Here is an 18,697-nt window from a genome sequence, read left to right on the forward strand (position 1 = left end):
ATACGGCTTCGGGGTCTGCGGCCTTGCTATACTCGCTTCTGACTTTGACTGTAGTTAAATTGTACAGCTTCGGTCCTGCGGCGTCGTTCTGCTCGCTTCTAGCTTCGGCTTGTCATGCTGACGCAGGTCAGCATCAGCTTGTCATGCCGTTTGTCATGCTGAACTTGGTTCAGCATCGGCATTTAAAGACCGCGTTCGAGCGAGTAGTCCGAAATCTTGAGCAATGTGTCGAGGGTCGCTGAGAGGCGACCTTCTTCATTTTGCAACTTGCCGGTAAGTTCGTTTTCCTGGCGCAGGTCGCTGTCAGCGAAAATATGCGTTTCATCCTGAGCGGGGTACTTCGCGATAAAGCGGTAACCGTCAAGCCCGATGGCTGCATAACCAGAATAGGCACCGAGCGAGAGACCTGCGATTTCTTTTGCCTCGACAACAGAAATAGTAGAATCAGCAGCAACAGAATCGTTTGCGACTGTGTCGGCCTTCGTTACGTTTCCGCGCAGCAAGTTGTGTCCCATGAAAATGTTGGGGACTGCAAAACCGGCGAGTTCCAGCACGGTGGGCGCAATATCAATTTGCGCGGCGGTTGTCGTATCGCGTACAGCGTCAAGTCCCTTTCCGTGAATAAAGAACGGAATCCAGCTCACGTTCGAAAAACCGCCGCCGTTCATCGTCGAAACGCCGTTTTCACCCAGAGGGAATCCGTGGTCGGCCATAATAATCACGTAGGTGTTCTTGTACCATTTTTCGTTTTCGACGGCGCGGAAGAATCGGGCGATTTGCCTATCGGCATAATTCATCGTCACGTTGATGCGTTCCTGCAACGGACGATTCTTCTCTTCGTCGGTCATGCTCGCGGCAAAGTTGAACGGGTAGTGATTCGAACGCGTCATGAGGGTAGCGAGGAAGGGCTTGCCCTCCTTGGAAAGAGTGTCGCGAACGTATTCAATCGCGTTATCGATGAATGTGGAATCGTCTTCGCGTTCGCGGCTGTAATGCTGCTGCGTGTACCACTTGGACATCCATACGCCCAGATTGTCCCAGGCAGGATCGGCGGCAGACATGTAATGGGTGCTGTAGCCGTTTTCGGTCAGGACAGAAACAAAACTCGGAAGCGTTACGTGGGCAAGGTCTGTTGCCTGAGCCAAGCGAGAGTGATGCGGAATGCCGATGTGGGTTGAAAGTACGCCACCGGTCGTCGGAACGCCGCTGGTGTGCATACGCATCCACACGTGGGAATGGGCGGCGAGCGAATCCATGAACGGGGTTGGCGTGGGCTGAATTTGCGGGTTCATGTAACCCGTGTTGCGACCGCGCTGCGATTCCATGAGCACCAATATAAAGTTGGGTTGCATTTCGCGCTGGGCCTTGAGCTTTTCGCTGTTCAGGAGCTCGGCACTCGGCACACGGTAAAGCGGCAGGTGATTGCCCGCGTCGCTGTCCGCAAAGGTCCAGTCGGAATCGCCTTCGATTTTTTGCCACAAGTTCTGGTAGGCGGTACGGTAAGTTCCGAGGTCAGCATCTGTAAGGCCAACGGCTTTCTTTGCCACGAACAGGTCGTTGTAAATCAGTGATACAACCGGACGGAGCTTCGTCATGCGTGCGTTTCCTGTCCATATAAAGTAAACAAATAGGTAAGAGGCGATGTAGAAGATGACCATGGCAATCACGGATTTCTTCACATAGAATCCGTCGTTCGGTTGGTACCATTTGCAGAACAGCCTGTAAACGACATAAGTCAACGGCAACATCAGTGCCAGTACCACGAATTGCAAGTACGGTACGGACAGGTCGTTTGCCACGTAGTCATAGAACACGATAATCGAAGACGTGTCCTTGTAAGTATCCACAAGTCCAAAAGTCAGGTGGCCGCCCAGGAATCGCTGGGTTTCGTTATCCAGAAGCGTCAAAAGTAAAATCGCGGTATGGAAGACGGCGTAAAGGATCGTTACAAGTTTTGTGACAACGGCTTTTGCAGATTCCTTGCTAGAGGCGAGTTGGTAAACGATGCCTCCCAAAATCAGGAACACCACCAAGGCGTTCACAATCCACATAAAGTCAATGCACACGGCATGGAAAATGAACCAGTCCGGCTTAGAAACGAAGGGGAATCCGTAGGGATTGCTGCGGAACAAAAGCAACACGCGTAAAACAATGTGGGTAAGCCATGCTGCGAGCGAAATCAGCACAAGTTTCTGGAACGGGGCAACGCTTGCCGCCACTTTCTTCAAAAAGCCGAGAATAGTAAGTTTCATGTGATTAAAATAGAAAATCAAATTATGTATATTTGGCCTATGATTCTTCAAAAGTGGGCGTTGATACCTTTATTGCTGATCGGTCTCGTTGTGACCGCTTGCGAAGAAATTGAAGAAGAAAAGCCCTGGTTGCAGGTAGAACGCCCCGAAATGCTCTTTACCGACACCACCCTCATGGACAGTTACGACAAGGGTGTGTTGGCTTGGAAACTCAAGACGGCCTATTTGGAACGCTGGAGCGACAAGGAAGTCGTATTTGTGCGCCCGGTGCTGGTTGATATTTATGATTCCCTTGGAGAACGCACTGCCTTCTTGCGCGCCGATTCCGGCCGCATGGATTTGAAGTTCACCTACGTGTATGCCTATGGCCATGTTTACGCCCTTACGCCCAAGGGAGCCTCGGTGCGTTCGGACTCCTTGATTTGGAACAAGAAGGACAACCTAGTCAAAACGGAAAGCTATGTGCGCGTGGTGAGCGAAGAAGGCGATGTGCTGCAAGGCCGCGGCTTTGAAAGCGACGCCCACATGGACAACTGGCGCATTCTTTCTAGTGTGACGGGCATTTTCCAGGATGCCGCCCGCCGCCTTAAAGAAGAAGACAAGTCCCAAGCGAAAGAAATTGAATCTCGCGATAGCGCCCAGGCTGCAGCGACTCCGACGTCTTCGGCAGTGGTGCTGCAACCCAGTTCGTCTTCGGTTGCTGTAAACTCGCAGAAAGTTACGAATACGGCAGCAACCGCTGCAATGCCCGCGACAAAGCCTGCCGCAAAATCGGCGAACGATTCCGCTGCAACAGAACAGCCTTCTCCGTCTAAAGTGGATCGAGGATTCCTGTCGAAAATCAGAAACAAGGGGAATCGCGCCAGAGCAAAGCAGAGGGACGAATAATGAATTCGTCGCTGTTCAAACTGTGGCTTTTGCCGTTGCTCCTGGTCGCGCTTCTGGCGACGAGTGCCGCTGCGCAGTCCTCGCCCTTGATCATGAAACATGCCGACAGCCTTGCTGTCGCCCGCAAGCGCGGAACGCTCTTGCTGCAAGGGCGAGTGCATTTCATTCACGACAGTATCCAGTTCCGCACCCAGCGTGCCTTCTGGCATAAGGATGCCGAAAGTGTGCAGTGCAGCGGCGGATTCCTGTTCACGCACCCGTCGGGCTACATTAAGGCGCAAAATGGTTTGTACCAGAAAAAGTCTGCTATCGCAACGGCTTCGGGCGATGTGTATGCCGGCGACTCGGCGGCTTCGTACCTCTTTACAGGCGATTATTTGGAATATGACCGTGAAAGAGAAATTCTCACGATGCCGCAAAAGCCAAAGCTTTACCAGTTCGAAAAGCAGAAAAGTGGAAAAATCGACACGGTGACGATTTCGGCCAAGCGCATTGTTTATAACAAGAAGGACGCTTTTGCTCAAGCTTTCGACGAGGTGAAGGTGACGCAGAACGATATGGTCGTCACTTGCGATACGGGCTTTTTCGACCGCAAGAATAACTGGCTTTCAATGAAGGGACACCCCACCTGCGACCTCAAGAATTACCACCTGACGGGGGATTCCATTTTCCTGGTGCTGGATTCTACGGGCAAGTCTCTGAAGTCTGCATTGGTGATTCGCAATGCCCACGGTGTTCAGCAAGAAGAACCCAAGAAGAACGCCCCCGGCAGTGTGACCGAAGCTTTTGGCGATACGCTATATGCGGAATTCAGCAACGAAAAAATCGAACGCCTGTACGTGAACCTGAATGCCCGCGGATTCTTCTACGAAACCGATCTTAAAGATTACCGCAACTTGATGGATGGCGACCGCCTAGACCTGTATTTCAATCAAGGAAAGATGGACAAGGCGGTGGTGTCGGGCAAGGCCCAGAGCACCTATTTCTACGTGAAAAAGGATCGCTCCGTTTCGGGCAAGAACGAGGCGACCGGCGACACCATCCATATCTTGTTCGATGCCCAGAAGAATGCGGTGAAGTCCTTGAAACTTTTAGGGGCTGCAGCCATGGCAAGCGGTCGCTATATCGACATGGAAAAGACGGAACGCCTCAAGAGAGAAGCCGAGGCGGCCAAGGCTTCCGAAAAGGCTGCCGAAAAAGAGCTTGACAAAAATAAAGAATCAAGCGATAATAAAGATGCGAAAACGGTGAAATCCAAATTAGAAATGATGAGGAAAATCCGTGAAAAGGCTGTCACCCCGCCGAAAGATTTGTAAATTGGGTTTGGAAGGTATATGAAAAATTTAGTGAGTACCATACGCACGGAACACCTGAGAAAGGTTTATGGCGGTCGCCAAGTGGTGAGCGACGTGTCCATCCGTGTGTCCCAGGGCGAAATTGTCGGACTCCTGGGCCCTAACGGTGCTGGCAAGACAACTTCGTTCTATATGATTGTGGGTATGGTGCGTCCGGAGTCGGGTCACATTTTTCTCGATGACATCGAAATGACTGACAAGCCCATGTACAAGCGCGCTCGCTTGGGCATCGGCTACCTGCCCCAGGAAGCTTCGATTTTCCGTAAGCTCAGCGTCGAAGACAACATCATGGCGATTCTTGAAACACAGGGCATGAAGCGTTCCGAACGCAAGCGCCGCCTCGAAGAATTGCTTGAAGAATTTAAGATTACGCACATTCGCAAAACCAAGTCCATGAGCTGCTCGGGTGGTGAACGCCGCCGCTTGGAAATTGCTCGCGCCCTTGCCAGCGATCCGTCGTTCCTTTTGCTGGACGAACCTTTCGCAGGTATCGACCCCATTGCGGTGGCCGACATCCAGTCCATTATTTCGGGTCTCAAGGATCGCGGCATGGGTATCTTGATTACGGACCACAACGTGCGTGAAACCCTTTCGATTACGGATCGCGCCTACATTATGTACAAGAGCCAGGTGCTTACCGAAGGTTCTTCGGAATACCTCGCTAACGACCCCGAAGCCCGCCGCATTTACCTTGGCGATAGTTTCAGCCTAGGGTAGGGGGTAACGTGGATCTTGGAATTCAACTTGGCACAAACCAGCGTCTGGAGCAGAATCTCTCGCCCCAGTTAAGGCAGTTTGTCACCATTCTGCAAAAGAATTCCCTGGAGCTCGATACCGCTATCAAAGAAGAACTTGAAAGCAATCCGCTTCTGGAATTGGATGAAGCCGCGCCTATGGAGGAACGCGAAGTTCACGAAGACGAACTTCCGGATTCCGGTGCAGAATTGCGCGAAGCCAAGGATGACTTCGACGACTACGATTCGGGCGACTATTCCAGCCTCGAAGACAGCGCCATGGGCGACAGCCGCCTTCTAGATGGCGGTGACGATATCAATTACGAGCAGTACCTGAAAGACGGCTCCATGAACGAAGACGCCCCCTTCAAGGATTTGAATGTGGGTGGCGATGCTGACGACGAATGGGACCGTCCCATTAAAGATCACGGCAAGAGCCTTCAGGATCAGCTGCGCGACCAGCTTTCGCTTTGGTCGGGTACCCGTGAACAGCTTGATCAACTGGCCCAAAGCAATTGCTCCGAACCGAAATTCCGCTCCTTGGTGGAGTACCTGATCGATTCGCTGGACGAGAACGGCTTCTTGCAAGAAGCGACTCTCGAAGAGACGCCCTTGCGCCTGTCCGAAGACCCTTACATCAACGAAATCGAATCCATGCTCCGCAATGAAATTCCCCTGGAGGAATGTTCCTTGCCGGTACGCGAAGCGGTTCATGTGCTGCAGGGCTTCAATCCGCGCGGAATCGGTGCCCGCAACCAGCGCGAATGCTTTTTGATTCAGGCTTACGGTCTCCCGAATTTTCCGCCGCTCGGCATCAAGATTCTTGAAAAATGCTACGACGACTTGCTGGCGTTACGTTATGCTAAAATTGGTAAGGCTTTAGGTGTTTCTACCGAAGATGTGCAGCGAGCAGTCGCAAGCTTTGCAAAGTTGAATCCCCATCCGGGTTTCCAGCTGTCCAATTCCCGCGTGCAGACCATTGCCGCCGACCTCAAGGTGGTCGACAAGCATGGCCGTATGGAAGTGGAATCGGTGCGTTCCTCGGTACAGAAAAGACTCCGCGTGAATCAGACCTACAAGGCCATTCTCGACGACAAGAGAGCTTCCAAGTCCGACAAGGATTACGTACGCACTCATTTGTTCAAGGCAGTGGAATTTATCAAGGCGCTCGATAACCGCTACACGACCATGGAACTCGTGATGCGTGCGATTTTCAAGCGCCAGAAGGATTTCTTCACCAAGGGCCCTGCATTCCTGAAGCCCATGGTGCAGCAGGACATTGCCGATGACATCAAGCGCGACGTGAGTACCGTGAACCGCTCGGTCAACGGCAAGTACGTCGATACGCCTTACGGCATATTCGAACTCAAGCAGTTCTTTACTTCGGGCGTCAAGCAGGATTCTTCTCCGGATGCCGCCGAACTCAGCTCGGCAACCATCCTGGATGCCATCAAGAAACTCGTGGACGAAGAAGACAAGAAAAAGCCTCTTTCGGACCAGGCCATTGCAGACAAACTGATGGAACAGGGTATCAAGGTGGCGCGTCGAACGGTAGCAAAATACCGCGAAGAAGAGCTTCATTTGTTGCCCGCCAGCAAGCGCAAAAAGCTCGTTTAGGCCTTTTTTTGCCTAAAAAGGCCACTTTTGTACTAAATATTCCAATTTGGAATAAGTTTTTTTGAAAATTTTTGAAAAACCCTTTGTTTTTGAACAAAAAAAGATGTATATACTCTAGACGTGGAGCAAAAAGCTCCGCAAATAAATAAGAACCCTTTTTAAGGAGGTTAATATTATGGATATTCAGTTCTCTGCTCGTCACTTTAATGCTTCTGCCGGACTCCAGGATCGTATTCAAGAAGAAATGGATAAATTAGCTCGATTCTACCCGAATATCACCAGTGCCTCCGTTATCCTTGACCATGAAGTTGAACACCAGCGCCATTGTGAAATTACTGTGAATATTACCGGTTCTCAAGTGGTGGCCTCTGCCGACGAAGAAAACATGGGCAAGGCTGTAGATGTGACCCTTGAACGCATCAAGGTGCAGCTCAAGAAGGCCAACGACAAGCAGAACGACCATCGTGCCCAGCCGATGTCTGAAGTTGTATAACCGGATGATATCGTGGCTGAGTCAAGATTAAAAGACATCAAGATCCTGCACCGAGAACGTCTCTTGGTGCGGGACTTTTTTTTGCGTTACGGCAAAGACTTGCAAATGGCTTGTCATTCTCCGGAATCGAGCCTTGACGCCCCTATTGCCGAAAGTGGTATTCACAGACCGGGCCTTGCCATGGCGGGCTACACCAAGGTTTATAGTTCCCAGCAGATCCAGGTGGTAGGCCACACGGAATGGAACTATCTGGAATCGATCGGTCCCGAGGGTCGCGCAAAAGTTTTTGAGAATTTATCTGTATTCAAGGCCCCGATGTGGGTGGTGACGCATTCGCAGATGCCGCACCCCGAACTCAAGGCCATGTGTGACCGCTTGAACATCCCGCTGTTCTCGACCACGCTCCATACCTACGAATTCAACAAGATCGCCCAGCGTATCTTGGAAGAATTCTTTGCGCCCCATGCCATTATCCATGGCAGCCTTGTGGACGTTTACGGTGTGGGTATGCTCTATGTGGGCGACAGCAACGTGGGCAAGTCGGAATGCGTGCTCGACCTCGTGGAAAGTGGACACCGCATGGTGGCCGACGACGTGGTCCATATCAGTAACGTGGGACGCTCCATTATCGGACGTCCGGACCCGCTGATCAAGCACCACATGGAAATCCGCGGAGTGGGTATCCTCGATATCCGCGCCATGTTCGGTATCCACGCCATCCGTAAGGTGAAAAAGATCGAAACCATCGTGGAACTGCAACAGTGGCACCGCGACGGTGGTTACGACCGCACCGGGCTCAATGAGCAGGAAGAAGAGGTGATGGGTATAAAAATCCCCAAAGTCGTCATTCCTGTGGCCCCCGGTAAGAACCTGACCGTGATTTCCGAGGTCATTGCCATGAATACTTTGATGAAATATAGCGGTCAAAACGTGGCTCAGGACTTTAATGAGTCCCTAATGCAAAAGATTAAGGCCAAGGCCAAGGGTGAGTATGTCGATGATTTATTAGATTTCGACAATCAAAATTGGTCTTACTATGAATAAGTTTTCGAGGCTGATCAAAGAGAACCTGTTGCCGTTTGTCGTGTTCGTCATTCTCGTGGCGTCCTGTTCTGCGGCATGGTTCTTTTTCCATCCGGCTAGTCCTTATCATGAACGCTTTAGTTTTGTAGTGTCATTCGATGCCGTGGGTACCCTTTCTCCGGGTAACCTGGTCAAGGTGCGTGGCATTAAGCGTGGCGAAATTACCAAGGTGGAACTGACGGACGAGGCCGTCTATGTGACGGTTCGGGTTCTGGCTGAAACGAAGGTTCCGAGGAACTCGGAATTCCGCCTGATTACCGCGGGCCTGATGGGCGAACGCGAAATTTGCATTTTGACGGGTGATTCCCAGGAACTGGTCCATGAGGGCGATACACTGATCGGACGTTTCGACCAGGGCATGGCCGGTTTCGGCAAGAAGGTCGGAGCCATTCTGGCCGATTTGGGCGAATTGAGGGATTCTGCCCGCTCGGTCATGGATTCCCTCTCGAATGGTCAGGCCGGTGCGCAACTGGATCGAGTTTCCAAGAAGGCGAACACCGTGGTCCGCAAGACCAAGGTGAACGTAAACGCCTGGAAAGCCGAGGTGGACGCTCTTCTGGATAAATGCGACCACAGCCTGGAGAATGCGCAGGGAGCCCTGGAATCTATCGCCAACACTGGGGAATCCAGAATCAAGGAATTGAATGCATTGATAGCGCGCACCCGCGAATTGCTGGAAACCGTCAAGAAGTTGAAGGACCGGTCCAATACGGTTTTGGCTAAGCTGCTGGAGGGAGACAACACGGCGGGGATGGTGATTGACCAGGCTTCGCCCTTAAACAAGGGACTGGATAAGCTGCTTAAAGATGTGGATGCCTTGCTTTCTGACATCAAAAAGAACGGCTTAGACATTAATGTGGATATTTTTTAAAAAAAGTTTACCCCTTTTCCGAAAAAAAAGTTATTTATCACATTATTGGTACAAACGAGTTTAATCGCAACCAAGGAGAAAACCATGGCTGAAAAGAAACCTGTAAAAATGAGCGATGCAGACCTCAAGTTCTTTGAGGATATGTTGATTGAAAAGCGTAGACAGATTGTTACGGCGCAGACCGACTTTGACAAGACCGAAACGTTCAAGAATCAGGCACAGGCAGGCGAAGGTGGTGAATCCAACAGTGCTGACCTGGCAACCGACTATAACGCTCTCGAAACGAACTTCTCCTTGGCTGCCCGCGAAGGCAAGTATCTGGTGTATCTGGAAGAAGCCCTCAAGCGCATCAAGAAGGGTACCTTCGGTATTTGCAAGGTGTGCGGCGAACTGATTCCCAAGGCCCGCCTGATTGCCGTGCCTACGGCCACCAAGTGCGTGAACTGCAAGGAAGAAACCAAGCGCAAGGAAAAGGAAGACAGCCGTCTTGAAATGGCCCGTATGCTTGCCGAAGCCCAGCGCCGCGAAATGCAGAAGCGCGCCGCCGGAAAGTAATAGAGGACGCACCTGCGGTGCTCTGAGCAATGAGCTTTGAGTAACGAGGTATGGAAAAATTTAAAGCCCCCTTAAGGGGGCTTTTTTTATTCTCGCAGGCACGTTAGTGCCGTGCTCACACCTCAGAGCTGGGCGACCTCACTAGCCCTTCGCGAGCAGTTCCATCAGCTCGTTATCGAGGCGGTCCGGATTGTCGTACTGCTTCAGGCTGTTGTGGAGCGATTCGCCCTTCGATACAATGCCGAAGTCGAGGTTCTTGTAGTTCCAGTAGCTGTAGCCGACGTCTGCATCGCGGAGGATTTCCATGAAGTCGTGCATCCAGGCGAGTTGGTACTTACGGGGCACCTGAACGTACACGCCGAATTCGTTGCAGGCGACGGGCAGGTCGTACTTTGCGCGGAAGTCGAGTGCGTTCTGGATGCTTTCTTGCAGACGGGCCTTGTCCCATTTGCCGAATTCCACGTTGAGGCGGGTGGTAGCACCGGCCTCGGGAGCGGCGTAGTCGCCTGGCCACGGGCGTTCAATTTTAAAGAACGGATCGTTGATCCAGGCGGCCCCCTGGTGCGTGAATGTCACCGGGGTGTAGGTATGAAAGCTGTAGATGGCGTTGTCGTCGTCCATCGGGGTCAGGTACTTGAATTCGTGGGCGCTGTTCCACTTGTTGCTGCCGACCACAATCGTGTTCTTGGGAGCGTGCTTGCGGATTGCCCAGAAAATTTCGTCTTTTACTTTGTCCCAAACCAGGGAGTCGGCCGCAGCGGGCTCGTTCAGGAGCTCCATCATCACGCGCGGTTCGCTGCTGTAACGTTCGGCCATGAACGACCAGACTTTTGCGGTGTCCTTGCGGGCATCGGCACTTACAAAGAATGGCTGCTCCTGGTAAGAGCCGAGGTGAAAGTCGTGGCCCGGGCACTTGTGCAGGTCAAGAATCACGTACAGGTCATTTGCCAGAATGTCCTTGATGGCCTTGTCCAGCAGAGCGAAAATTTCTTCTTTAGGCTTGATCGTTCCTTCGTCGAACAGGTTAAAGTAGTCTACCGGCAGACGTACGTGGTTGAACCCCGCACCGCGGATGCGCTTGAAATCGCTATCGCCGAGGAAGGTCTTGATGTGTTCAATGATCCCGGGAAACCCTACGGGATCTTTTTCCTGGATGCAGTCCACCTGACTGAACCATCCGCCCAAATTCACTCCCCGCAGTCTTTCATTGGTCATTGTATCATCCCTGTGTGCGATAAGGCTGGATTGCCTTATTCGTTTACAATCGTAAGGTCTTCTTCGGCAATGTTCAAGCTCATGATGACTTCCATGTCATCGGGAAGATCCTTGAAATCAACTACCAGTCCAACCTTCTTGGATTCGTCCTTCTGCTTTTCGAACAGGACGACATCAAAAATCTTCATTCTTACCACCGCCTCTTGTGTGACGGGGATTTCTACTGTCATGCCCTTGCTGATGGGACCTTCAACAATCTTGCCCTTGAACACCAGAGACGTCTGGTCGTCGCCGAGCGATGTCTTCTTTACATGAAATACAGCCATTATACCTTAGCCATTTTCGGTTATTTTTTGGTTATTTTATTTTTTGACCTTGTTGCAGGTCGTGGCGAAAAATTAACTTTTTTATATGGCTTTACGAGTTGGTCGAATCCCTTTTTTGGTCTGTGCGCCGTTTTTTCATGACTTCCTTGGACGAGAGTCCGAATTTGGCGATGTGGAATTTGTGGACGGGGCGCCGAGTGCGCATTGTGCAGGACTAAAAAATGGTTCTATCCATTTGTCTCCGGCGTCGTCGATTACGTTTGCGCAGAAGCCGGGAGCCTTTGTGCTTGCTCCTGATATTTGTACCTCGTGTTCGTTCGAGGTCCGCTCGGTAAAACTTTTCTCCAAGGTCCCTATCGAAGAATTGTCGCACAAGACGGTGTGCCTTACGGCACAGAGTATGACGTCTATTAACTTGTTGAAGATTCTGCTGCAAGAACGTTTTGGCCTTGAACCGGTATACAAGTCTGGAACCTACGAGGCGACCGATGACGCATGCCTTTTGATTGGCGACCAGGCGCTCGAAGAAAATGAACGCCACCGTTTTGCTTTCGGGTACGATTTGGGTGCCTTGTGGCAGGATTGGCAGCAGGTCCCCTTCGTTTTTGGGGCGTGGATTGTTGCGAAGAGCGCGCTTAAGCCAGATTTAGAACAAAGTTTGTTCCGTTACCTGCAGGCCACTCGCGATAGCGTTGAAAAGTTCCGTGAAAACCCTACTAAGGCGTTGGATAAGTGGCTTGCCCATTATCCGGTGGACTTGCCCCGTGCGGTAGTGGAAAACTACTATTCGGCGATTGACTACCGCTTTACCGATGATCGAAAACGCTCGCTTTCGCTGTTTTTTGAACATGCGGCGGCCCTCGGCTTAATTGAAACTGCCCCGAATTTAGAGTTTTTGGCGTTTCCCTCGCAAGAAGTATAAAAAAGTAAAAAATAAATAGACATTGCCTTAAAACAAAGTTATTTTAAAGACATCGCCCTTTAACAGGTGAGGTTGGTCTATGGTTGAAGAAAAAATCCTTATTGTGGACGATAACGCCGAAATCTTGGAGAAAACCAAGGACCTTTTGGCTCGTGTCGGTTATAGTGTTGAATGCTGCAGTTCCGGAAAAGACGCTTTGGATTTCTTGGCTGAAAACCAGGTGGATTTGGTGTTGCTGGATATCAATATGCCGAACATGAACGGTTTCGATGTCTGCTTGCGTATTCGCCAGCGCCATGCTCTCGATGACCTTCCGGTGATATTCCTGACGAACCGCGAAGATTCCGATAGCGTGACCAAGGGATTCCAGGCGGGCGCTTCTGACTTTGTGAGCAAGAGCGCCATTGCCGAAATCTTGCTGGCTCGTGTGAATGTGCATATCCGTTTGGCCCGTTCGCTGCGCAACCTGCGAGATATTTCTTTGACCGACGACATGACGGGCTGTTTCAACCGCCGCCACGGCATGTTCTCGCTGCGTGAATGGTTCTCGCGTTCCAAGCGTTACGGAACCCAGTTCGCCATCATTTATTTCGACTTGAATGGTCTTAAGGCGACCAACGACCAGTACGGCCACCAGGCAGGTGACTTGCTCTTGCGTTCGGTGGCGACTGCTGTCAAGGACATTTTGCGTGAAACCGACCAGCTCTTTAGAATGGGTGGCGACGAGTTCATGGTCATTTGTCCCGAAACCGACGTGAAGGGCGCCTTCGTTTGTGCCGAGCGTATGGAAAAGGTGGTGTCCGAAATCAAGATTGTCGATAAGCAGGCGTCCTTCGCTTACGGCGTTGCCCATTCCAGCGAAGACTACAAGGAAGTCGACGACATGCTGCACAGCGCCGACGTTTCCATGTACAAGATGAAACAGGAAATGCGGAAGAAGTAGACGCTCGAAGGATCTAAAAAAAATCCTGCTTAAAAGCAGGATTTTTTTTGTTATTTGAATCTTGTGTCCGAGTCACCCTGAACAACGTCATCCTGAACTTGTTTCAGGATCGTTTCAGGGTCAGCTTCAGCCTTTTATCGATGCAAGCAGCTTCTTCAGGCGCTCGGCAATGGTTGCCCAGTCGCCTGCGGCCATCAGCTTCGGATCGTAAATGCTTGCGCCGAACGAAAGCAAATTTGCGCCGGCCTTCAAGTAGCTTGCGGCGTTCTCCGGGTTCACGCCGCCGCATGCCATCAGTGGAATGTCGCGGAACGGCCCGCGCAGCGCCTTGATGTATTCGGGGCCGCCTACGCAGTTCACCGGGAAAATCTTCACGGCGGTGGCGCCCAGGTCATAAGCCTTCTGCACTTCGGTCGGGGTGAGTGCACCCGGAATAATCGGGATGCGGGCCGTGGCCGAAAGGCGGATGATTTCGTTGCGGGTATTGGGCGTTACAATAAATTCGGCGCCTGCGGCAATGGCCTTCTCTAAATCGCTGCCGTGGCGGACTGTGCCTGCACCTACGGCAATGCCGTGCGGCTTGGCGGCAGCCTTGATTGCCGCGATAATCACCTCGGCGTCCTTGGTATTCATGGTGACTTCGATCGCCTTGAGACCGCACTTGACGGCGGTGTTGACGCAAGCTTCTTCTGCACCACGGGGAATGTCGCGGAGAATGCCCACGACCGGCATCGGTTTTAAAAATTCTAGCAGTTCCATGCCCTTAAAATTAATAATAAAAAGGCGAGCCGGAGCTCGCCGTAAGATTTATTTCACCTTGATGCTTTGGGTTGCAAGGACCTTGCCGTTTTGCATGACCCTTGCAATTAGGGCGCCGCGGTGCGGAAGGTTTGCGAGGTTCACTTCGGCGCGGGTTCCGTCGAAGGTCTTGACCATCAGCTGGTTGCCGAGCATGTCAAAGATTTTGACAGTCTTGGTGCCTTCAGTGTTGGTAAGCACGTAGAGCCTGTTGTTACCTACTTGCATGCGGGCCTTGGCGACTTGAGTAATCTTCTTGATGCCTACGCGGTCGTCGGTAGTTTTACCCGGGCCGTAACCCCATACGAGCTTGCCCTTGCTGCGCAGAACGATGTAGGGGTCCTTGGGAGCAACTTGGATTTCGCCTTGCTCTGCGGTCCATTGGGGAATCCCATCGTATTTGGGTGTGTAAATAGCATCTGTAGAATCTGCATTGATGACGATGTTTGATTTTGAGTCGTGGAGCATCTCCGAGTAGTGAGAGATAAAGCTCCAGCCGTCAATGACTTTGACCTTGGAGGTTGTGTTGACTATAAATTCAATCATAATTTGATTGGCCACATCAAGATTGCCAAGGAAGATAGGCTGTGCCCAAGAATAGGTGTTGTTGTCTTTATCGAACGAATCTTCGATCTTTTGGGGCTTGCCGAGTTTTCTGATAGCGACACTATCTGCACAAGGCCTGTTAAAACCAGCTATATCATATGTTCGGCAGGAGTCGACCTTGTACAAACTTTCGTAATTCGATATGTCTTCTTCGGTGGCGTCAAAATAAATGTAGGCGACAACGCTATCTAACTTTTCCAAGGATTCGTTAGAAACGCGAATGTTAATCGTGTCCGTTTCTTTGTCAGATGTATAATGGAATGCCGCTACGTAGGCCTTGTCTTCTATTACAGGCGAGGCGTTTCCAGATTTGCAGTTATCGCACTTCTTTTCGTAGTAGTCGCTGCCGCCGTTGCTGACGATGGTGAGGGCCGAAAGAAGTGTTGCCGAAGCGTCGAGGCAAGTCTCCGAGAAATGGTAGTCTTCCCAACTTATCGTACTAGGGGTCCAAGAGTTTTCTGCGGAGGGCGGAAGTCCGCCCAAAAGGCCTCCTACAGGGCAGTTGTATTTGTAACTGAAGCCCGATGTGTTTCTGCCTTCGGGGTTGGATGCCCTGTGGTGCGGGTGGGCTTCGTTCTTATCGCCAATGCCGTACACGAACGAAATATCCCAGGGGTTTACGCCCAACAGGTAGTTCAGCTGGTTGATGCCGAGCTGGCGCATTTCACTTGCCTTGAGGCCCGTACTTGCCATAGCCGGGAGCGTGACGCCCTGCTTTTCGATATCGGCCGCGACATCGGCATAGGCCAAAACTTCAAAGATGTTTCCGACATGATAACGGCTGAAAATCCATGTTTGATCAGTCTGCATGGCATACCAGGTGGGATCGTAACTGACGGTGTTTTGTTTCCAGCCGATGTCTCCTTTGGGAAGAACGATGGAACCGGTCCCTGTGCCGCTTACATCGCCAAGATTGACAATCATGTCGGCAAGGCAGTCTTCGATGGCATTAAGGCGTTCTTCTTCGGTAAGGCCGTATTCAGTAGTCGCCTTGGTCTTGTCGGCAAGAATTAACTTGTACAAAGCGTACAGCGCGAAACTATGGGCGTTTGCCCAGCTGGTGTTCTTTACGTTTTTGAGCATGCCACTGTTTTCGGTAGCGAACCAACCGCCAGCAAAGAAACCTGCGCCGTCACGGATCTGTTGACTTGCGAACAGTTCCGTCGTGCGGATCATGTCGTCGGCGTAATCTTTTTTGCCTGTAGCGTACAGAAGCGCCACCGAGGCAAGTGCCAAGTCATCGACAAATTCATTGTTGCCGTTGTATGCGGGAGTATTGAAGAAAGCCTTGTTGTTCTTGAAAGTCTTGCCTTGGGCCAAATCCTTGGCAAAGGCGTACATCTTTTCGGCAACCACCAAGCAACTATCAGCAAACTTCTTGTCGTACTTGGCGTAATCCTTGGAGAGAATTGCAAGTCCCGCGGCAATTTCACTGGAAATGTTGGCGCCGAGTTCGCCGAGGCGCACGTCACGTTCGGCAGGACCTCCGCGATGTTCAACATTCACATAATCTTGGGCTTCGGGGCGCCCCCACCAGCCGTGATCACTGCCGAAGTTACCCACGGAAACGGGCATATCGTCAATAACGCCCTTGGCAAATTCGTACGCTCGCAAGAAGAAGTCTGCACCGTGCTTGGCTTCGCGCAAAACATCGGGTACACCGTCGGTCTTGACAAATTCACCTTGGTTGTAGGCGTAGTGGTCTACGTCCTTGGCGGGGTTGGTGGCAGACATCACGGCGAGAGTCATGAAGGCGTACGCCATGGTTTGCGATTCCTTCAGGTGGTCGCCGCAGTCGTACCAGCCGCCTGCAAGAGTGCCTGCACGCGATTCGTCAAAGGCTTTGCTGTCATCTCCGAAGTCAGAAACAATCGGACCGCCACCGTCCTTTACGTGGCTCGGGCCATGGAACCAAGATTCGGAATTGCCACTACGCTGGATTCCGAAGAACTTGAGCGTGGCGTCCTTTGCCATGGTGTAAACGTCGTCGCTTACAATGAAGGTGCTAGAGATTTCGTCACCGACCTTGATGCGCAGGCGCTTTTCGGTAGGTACGTTCTGCGGGATTTTGCCGACAAAGATATTGCCTTCAGGTCCGGTGATTTCAACCTTGTAACGCTTCCGGTCGTTTGTAGCGGCATTTGTACCAGCAATAATGGTCCAGTCGCTCTTGGTGGCCGTTTCGGTTGCGGTGAACGTTCCAGTTATCTTGGTGCTGAGCGACTTCCCGTCGGCATCTACGACTTCGAATTCAGTTGCGGAGCCTACATAGTAGAACTGGCGCTGCTTATCGCTCTTGAGGTAACCCGCCTGGTTCACGCGGATCGGCGAAATCTTGGTGTTGATAGCGTCAAAGTAAGCCTGGTCCAAGGTGTCGGGCATCATCGCCCCCGCCTTAAAGCTTGCGGGAGTCGCCTCTTTCGGAAGCATACCTGTTTTCTTGGTGACAGTCGTATCGAACTTGCTGAACACCGTCGAATCCCAGCTCAGGGGCCACGTCGGGCGAATCAAGTCGTAGGGGGTGGTGGCGGCCATTGCAGCCGTTGCCGAAAAGGCGAGGGAAGCGGCGATAGCAATGGGCTTCAATTTTCTATTCCTTCTCATAAATACCTCCGAGAGTGGCGTAAGGTAATTATAAGAAAAGTCTGTTTACCTTTCAAGTACAGTGTAAAAAAGACATGCCCGCACAATAGCGGGCATGTCTTAAGTGCAATAGAATGTAATGCGTTTACTTGATTTTAATGCTTTGGGTTGCAAGCGTCTTGCCGTTTTGCACGACTCTTGCAATCAGGGCGCCGCGGTGCGGAAGTTTTGCGAGGTTCACTTCGGCGCGGGTTCCGTTGAAGGACTGTGCCATCAGCTGGTTGCCAAGCATGTCAAAGATCTTCACTGTCTTGGAGCCCTGTGCACTTGCTAGCACATAGAGCTTGCTCTTGTTCACCTGCATGCGAGCCTTGGCGACATTGAACTTCTTCACGAAGCCTACGCGGTCGCTGGTGGTATTGCCCGGACCGTAGCCCCACAAGAGCTTGCCCTTGCTGCGGAGAACGATGTAGGGGTCCTGCGGAGCTTGCTGGAGATCGCCCTGGTCCTTGTCCCAATCGGGGGCGCCTGCGTAAGCGGGAGCATCCTTAGTGGCGGTGTGGGCGGTAAAGCTCCATCCACCAGCCACGTTAACCTTGGAGGGCTGCATGGTGGCGTCGCAATGTCCGGTTGCGGCTAAGCCAGTAGTCACGCCAATGTCAAGTCTCATCCTTCTTCCGTAGGGGACGGTTCCGAGATAGATGGCTTGTTGCCAGGTATAAGTCTTTTTGTCTTTGTTGTAAGTATCTTCGATTTTCAGGGGGAGTTGATTCCTCAATGTGGTTGTGATTTCGCGATCGTTTTCGCATGGATTGTTGAAACCGGCCATGTCGTAAGCTTGGCAAATATCTAGAGTGAATATGGCTCCGCAACCTTCCATTTCTTCTTCGGTTGCTTCGAAGTAAATGTAGGCGACAACGCTGTCGGCATCTTCAAGGGTCTCGTTGAAGAGATTGATGTTGAAATAGTCCATGTCGCCGAAAGTGTAATGGTATGCAGCTGCATAAACCTCACCAGAGAAGGGGCTGAATTCCGTGGTGTCACAGTTTTCGCACTTCTTTTCATAGTAGTCGCTGCCGCCGTTGCTTACAAAAGTCAGTGCAGATGTCAAAAGTGCTGCGGCGTTAAGAGTAACTTCAGAAGTATAGAAGTTTTCCCAACTCATTTTATCATCATCATTTTTTGAAGTATTGGCAGGGGATTGCCATCCAACCAGGCCACCGGTAGGAACGTTATATTTGTAGCTCAGACCGGGCATATTCTTTCCTTCAGGATTAGATGCCCTGTGGTGCGGGTGAGCGTCATTTTTGTCGCCTACGCCGTATACAAAGGAAATGTCCCAGGGATTTAAGCCGAATAGGTAGTCGTCCCTTAAAATCCCGCCCAGCCCGCATAACTATTGGGAAAAACTGATTTCTACCCTGTGAAAATATTGCAAGGTTTTCTAAAATATGAC

At 51.4% G+C, this 18,697-nt stretch carries 16 protein-coding genes; 10 read left to right on the forward strand and 6 right to left on the reverse strand.

The genetic code is table 11. The features are described 5' to 3' along the window. Positions 1–182 precede the first annotated feature (182 nt). A complete protein-coding gene (locus BUA40_RS03345) occupies positions 183–2,252 on the reverse strand; it encodes an LTA synthase family protein (protein WP_143149680.1) in 2,070 nt (689 codons plus the stop codon). A gap of 39 nt (positions 2,253–2,291) precedes the next feature. On the opposite strand from BUA40_RS03345, the gene lptC reads away from it, so the two are divergent. The 8 genes from lptC to BUA40_RS03385 all read left to right on the forward strand — a co-directional run bounded on the left by lptC (position 2,292) and on the right by BUA40_RS03385 (position 9,848). Next, the gene (gene lptC, locus BUA40_RS03350) at positions 2,292–3,140 is read left to right on the forward strand and encodes an LPS export ABC transporter periplasmic protein LptC (protein ID WP_255369187.1); all 849 of its coding nucleotides are present in this window, start codon (positions 2,292–2,294) and stop codon (positions 3,138–3,140) included. Continuing rightward, the gene (locus BUA40_RS03355; RefSeq protein ID WP_072798314.1) at positions 3,140–4,456 is read left to right on the forward strand and encodes a hypothetical protein; all 1,317 of its coding nucleotides are present in this window, start codon (positions 3,140–3,142) and stop codon (positions 4,454–4,456) included. Before lptC ends, BUA40_RS03355 begins: the two co-directional genes overlap by 1 nt. Before the next feature lie 18 nt (positions 4,457–4,474). Beyond that, the gene (lptB, locus tag BUA40_RS03360) at positions 4,475–5,212 is read left to right on the forward strand and encodes an LPS export ABC transporter ATP-binding protein (RefSeq protein ID WP_072798316.1); all 738 of its coding nucleotides are present in this window, start codon (positions 4,475–4,477) and stop codon (positions 5,210–5,212) included. Positions 5,213–5,220: 8 nt separating this feature from the next. After that, positions 5,221–6,846, forward strand: a complete 1,626-nt coding sequence (gene rpoN / locus BUA40_RS03365; protein ID WP_072798319.1) for an RNA polymerase factor sigma-54 — start codon at positions 5,221–5,223, stop codon at positions 6,844–6,846. A gap of 175 nt (positions 6,847–7,021) precedes the next feature. Next, positions 7,022–7,339: a ribosome hibernation-promoting factor, HPF/YfiA family gene (hpf, locus tag BUA40_RS03370; protein ID WP_072798321.1), complete on the forward strand. Its 318-nt coding sequence runs from the start codon at positions 7,022–7,024 to the stop codon at positions 7,337–7,339. Between the two features lie 12 nt (positions 7,340–7,351). Then, positions 7,352–8,383 carry an HPr(Ser) kinase/phosphatase gene (gene hprK, locus BUA40_RS03375; protein ID WP_072798324.1) on the forward strand — a complete coding sequence of 344 codons (1,032 nt, stop codon included), beginning with the start codon at positions 7,352–7,354 and terminating at the stop codon, positions 8,381–8,383. After that, the gene (locus tag BUA40_RS03380) at positions 8,376–9,293 is read left to right on the forward strand and encodes an MlaD family protein (protein ID WP_072798327.1); all 918 of its coding nucleotides are present in this window, start codon (positions 8,376–8,378) and stop codon (positions 9,291–9,293) included. Before hprK ends, BUA40_RS03380 begins: the two co-directional genes overlap by 8 nt. An 84-nt stretch (positions 9,294–9,377) precedes the next feature. Beyond that, a complete protein-coding gene (locus BUA40_RS03385) occupies positions 9,378–9,848 on the forward strand; it encodes a TraR/DksA family transcriptional regulator (protein WP_072798329.1) in 471 nt (156 codons plus the stop codon). Between the two features lie 141 nt (positions 9,849–9,989). Here BUA40_RS03385 and BUA40_RS03390 read toward each other — a convergent pair whose 3' ends face one another. Together BUA40_RS03390 and BUA40_RS03395 are read right to left on the reverse strand one after the other, a co-directional pair. Beyond that, a complete protein-coding gene (locus BUA40_RS03390) occupies positions 9,990–11,063 on the reverse strand; it encodes a glycoside hydrolase family 5 protein (RefSeq protein ID WP_072798332.1) in 1,074 nt (357 codons plus the stop codon). A 35-nt stretch (positions 11,064–11,098) separates the two neighbouring features. Then, the gene (locus tag BUA40_RS03395) at positions 11,099–11,389 is read right to left on the reverse strand and encodes a hypothetical protein (RefSeq protein ID WP_072798334.1); all 291 of its coding nucleotides are present in this window, start codon (positions 11,387–11,389) and stop codon (positions 11,099–11,101) included. Positions 11,390–11,474: 85 nt separating this feature from the next. Between BUA40_RS03395 and BUA40_RS03400 the strand changes: the two genes are divergently transcribed. Together BUA40_RS03400 and BUA40_RS03405 are read left to right on the forward strand one after the other, a co-directional pair. After that, complete coding sequence (locus BUA40_RS03400; protein ID WP_072798336.1) at positions 11,475–12,311, forward strand: menaquinone biosynthetic enzyme MqnA/MqnD family protein; 837 nt, start codon at positions 11,475–11,477, stop codon at positions 12,309–12,311. A 79-nt stretch (positions 12,312–12,390) separates the two neighbouring features. After that, positions 12,391–13,254 (forward strand): GGDEF domain-containing response regulator, encoded by an 864-nt coding sequence (locus BUA40_RS03405; RefSeq protein WP_072798339.1) that lies wholly within the window; start codon positions 12,391–12,393, stop codon positions 13,252–13,254. Between the two features lie 126 nt (positions 13,255–13,380). On the opposite strand, the gene BUA40_RS03410 is transcribed toward BUA40_RS03405, so the two are convergent. The 3 genes from BUA40_RS03410 to BUA40_RS03420 all read right to left on the reverse strand — a co-directional run bounded on the left by BUA40_RS03410 (position 13,381) and on the right by BUA40_RS03420 (position 18,628). Then, positions 13,381–14,013, reverse strand: a complete 633-nt coding sequence (locus BUA40_RS03410; protein WP_072798341.1) for a bifunctional 4-hydroxy-2-oxoglutarate aldolase/2-dehydro-3-deoxy-phosphogluconate aldolase — start codon at positions 14,011–14,013, stop codon at positions 13,381–13,383. Between the two features lie 48 nt (positions 14,014–14,061). Continuing rightward, positions 14,062–17,262 carry a glycoside hydrolase family 9 protein gene (locus BUA40_RS03415; protein WP_255369188.1) on the reverse strand — a complete coding sequence of 1,067 codons (3,201 nt, stop codon included), beginning with the start codon at positions 17,260–17,262 and terminating at the stop codon, positions 14,062–14,064. A 124-nt stretch (positions 17,263–17,386) separates the two neighbouring features. Continuing rightward, entirely contained in the window at positions 17,387–18,628 is a 1,242-nt protein-coding gene (locus tag BUA40_RS03420; protein WP_083585247.1) for a glycoside hydrolase family 9 protein, read from the reverse strand. Positions 18,629–18,697: the final 69 nt, after the last annotated feature.

The organism is Fibrobacter sp. UWT2 (assembly GCF_900142545.1).
Taxonomy (GTDB): Bacteria; Fibrobacterota; Fibrobacteria; order Fibrobacterales; family Fibrobacteraceae; genus Fibrobacter.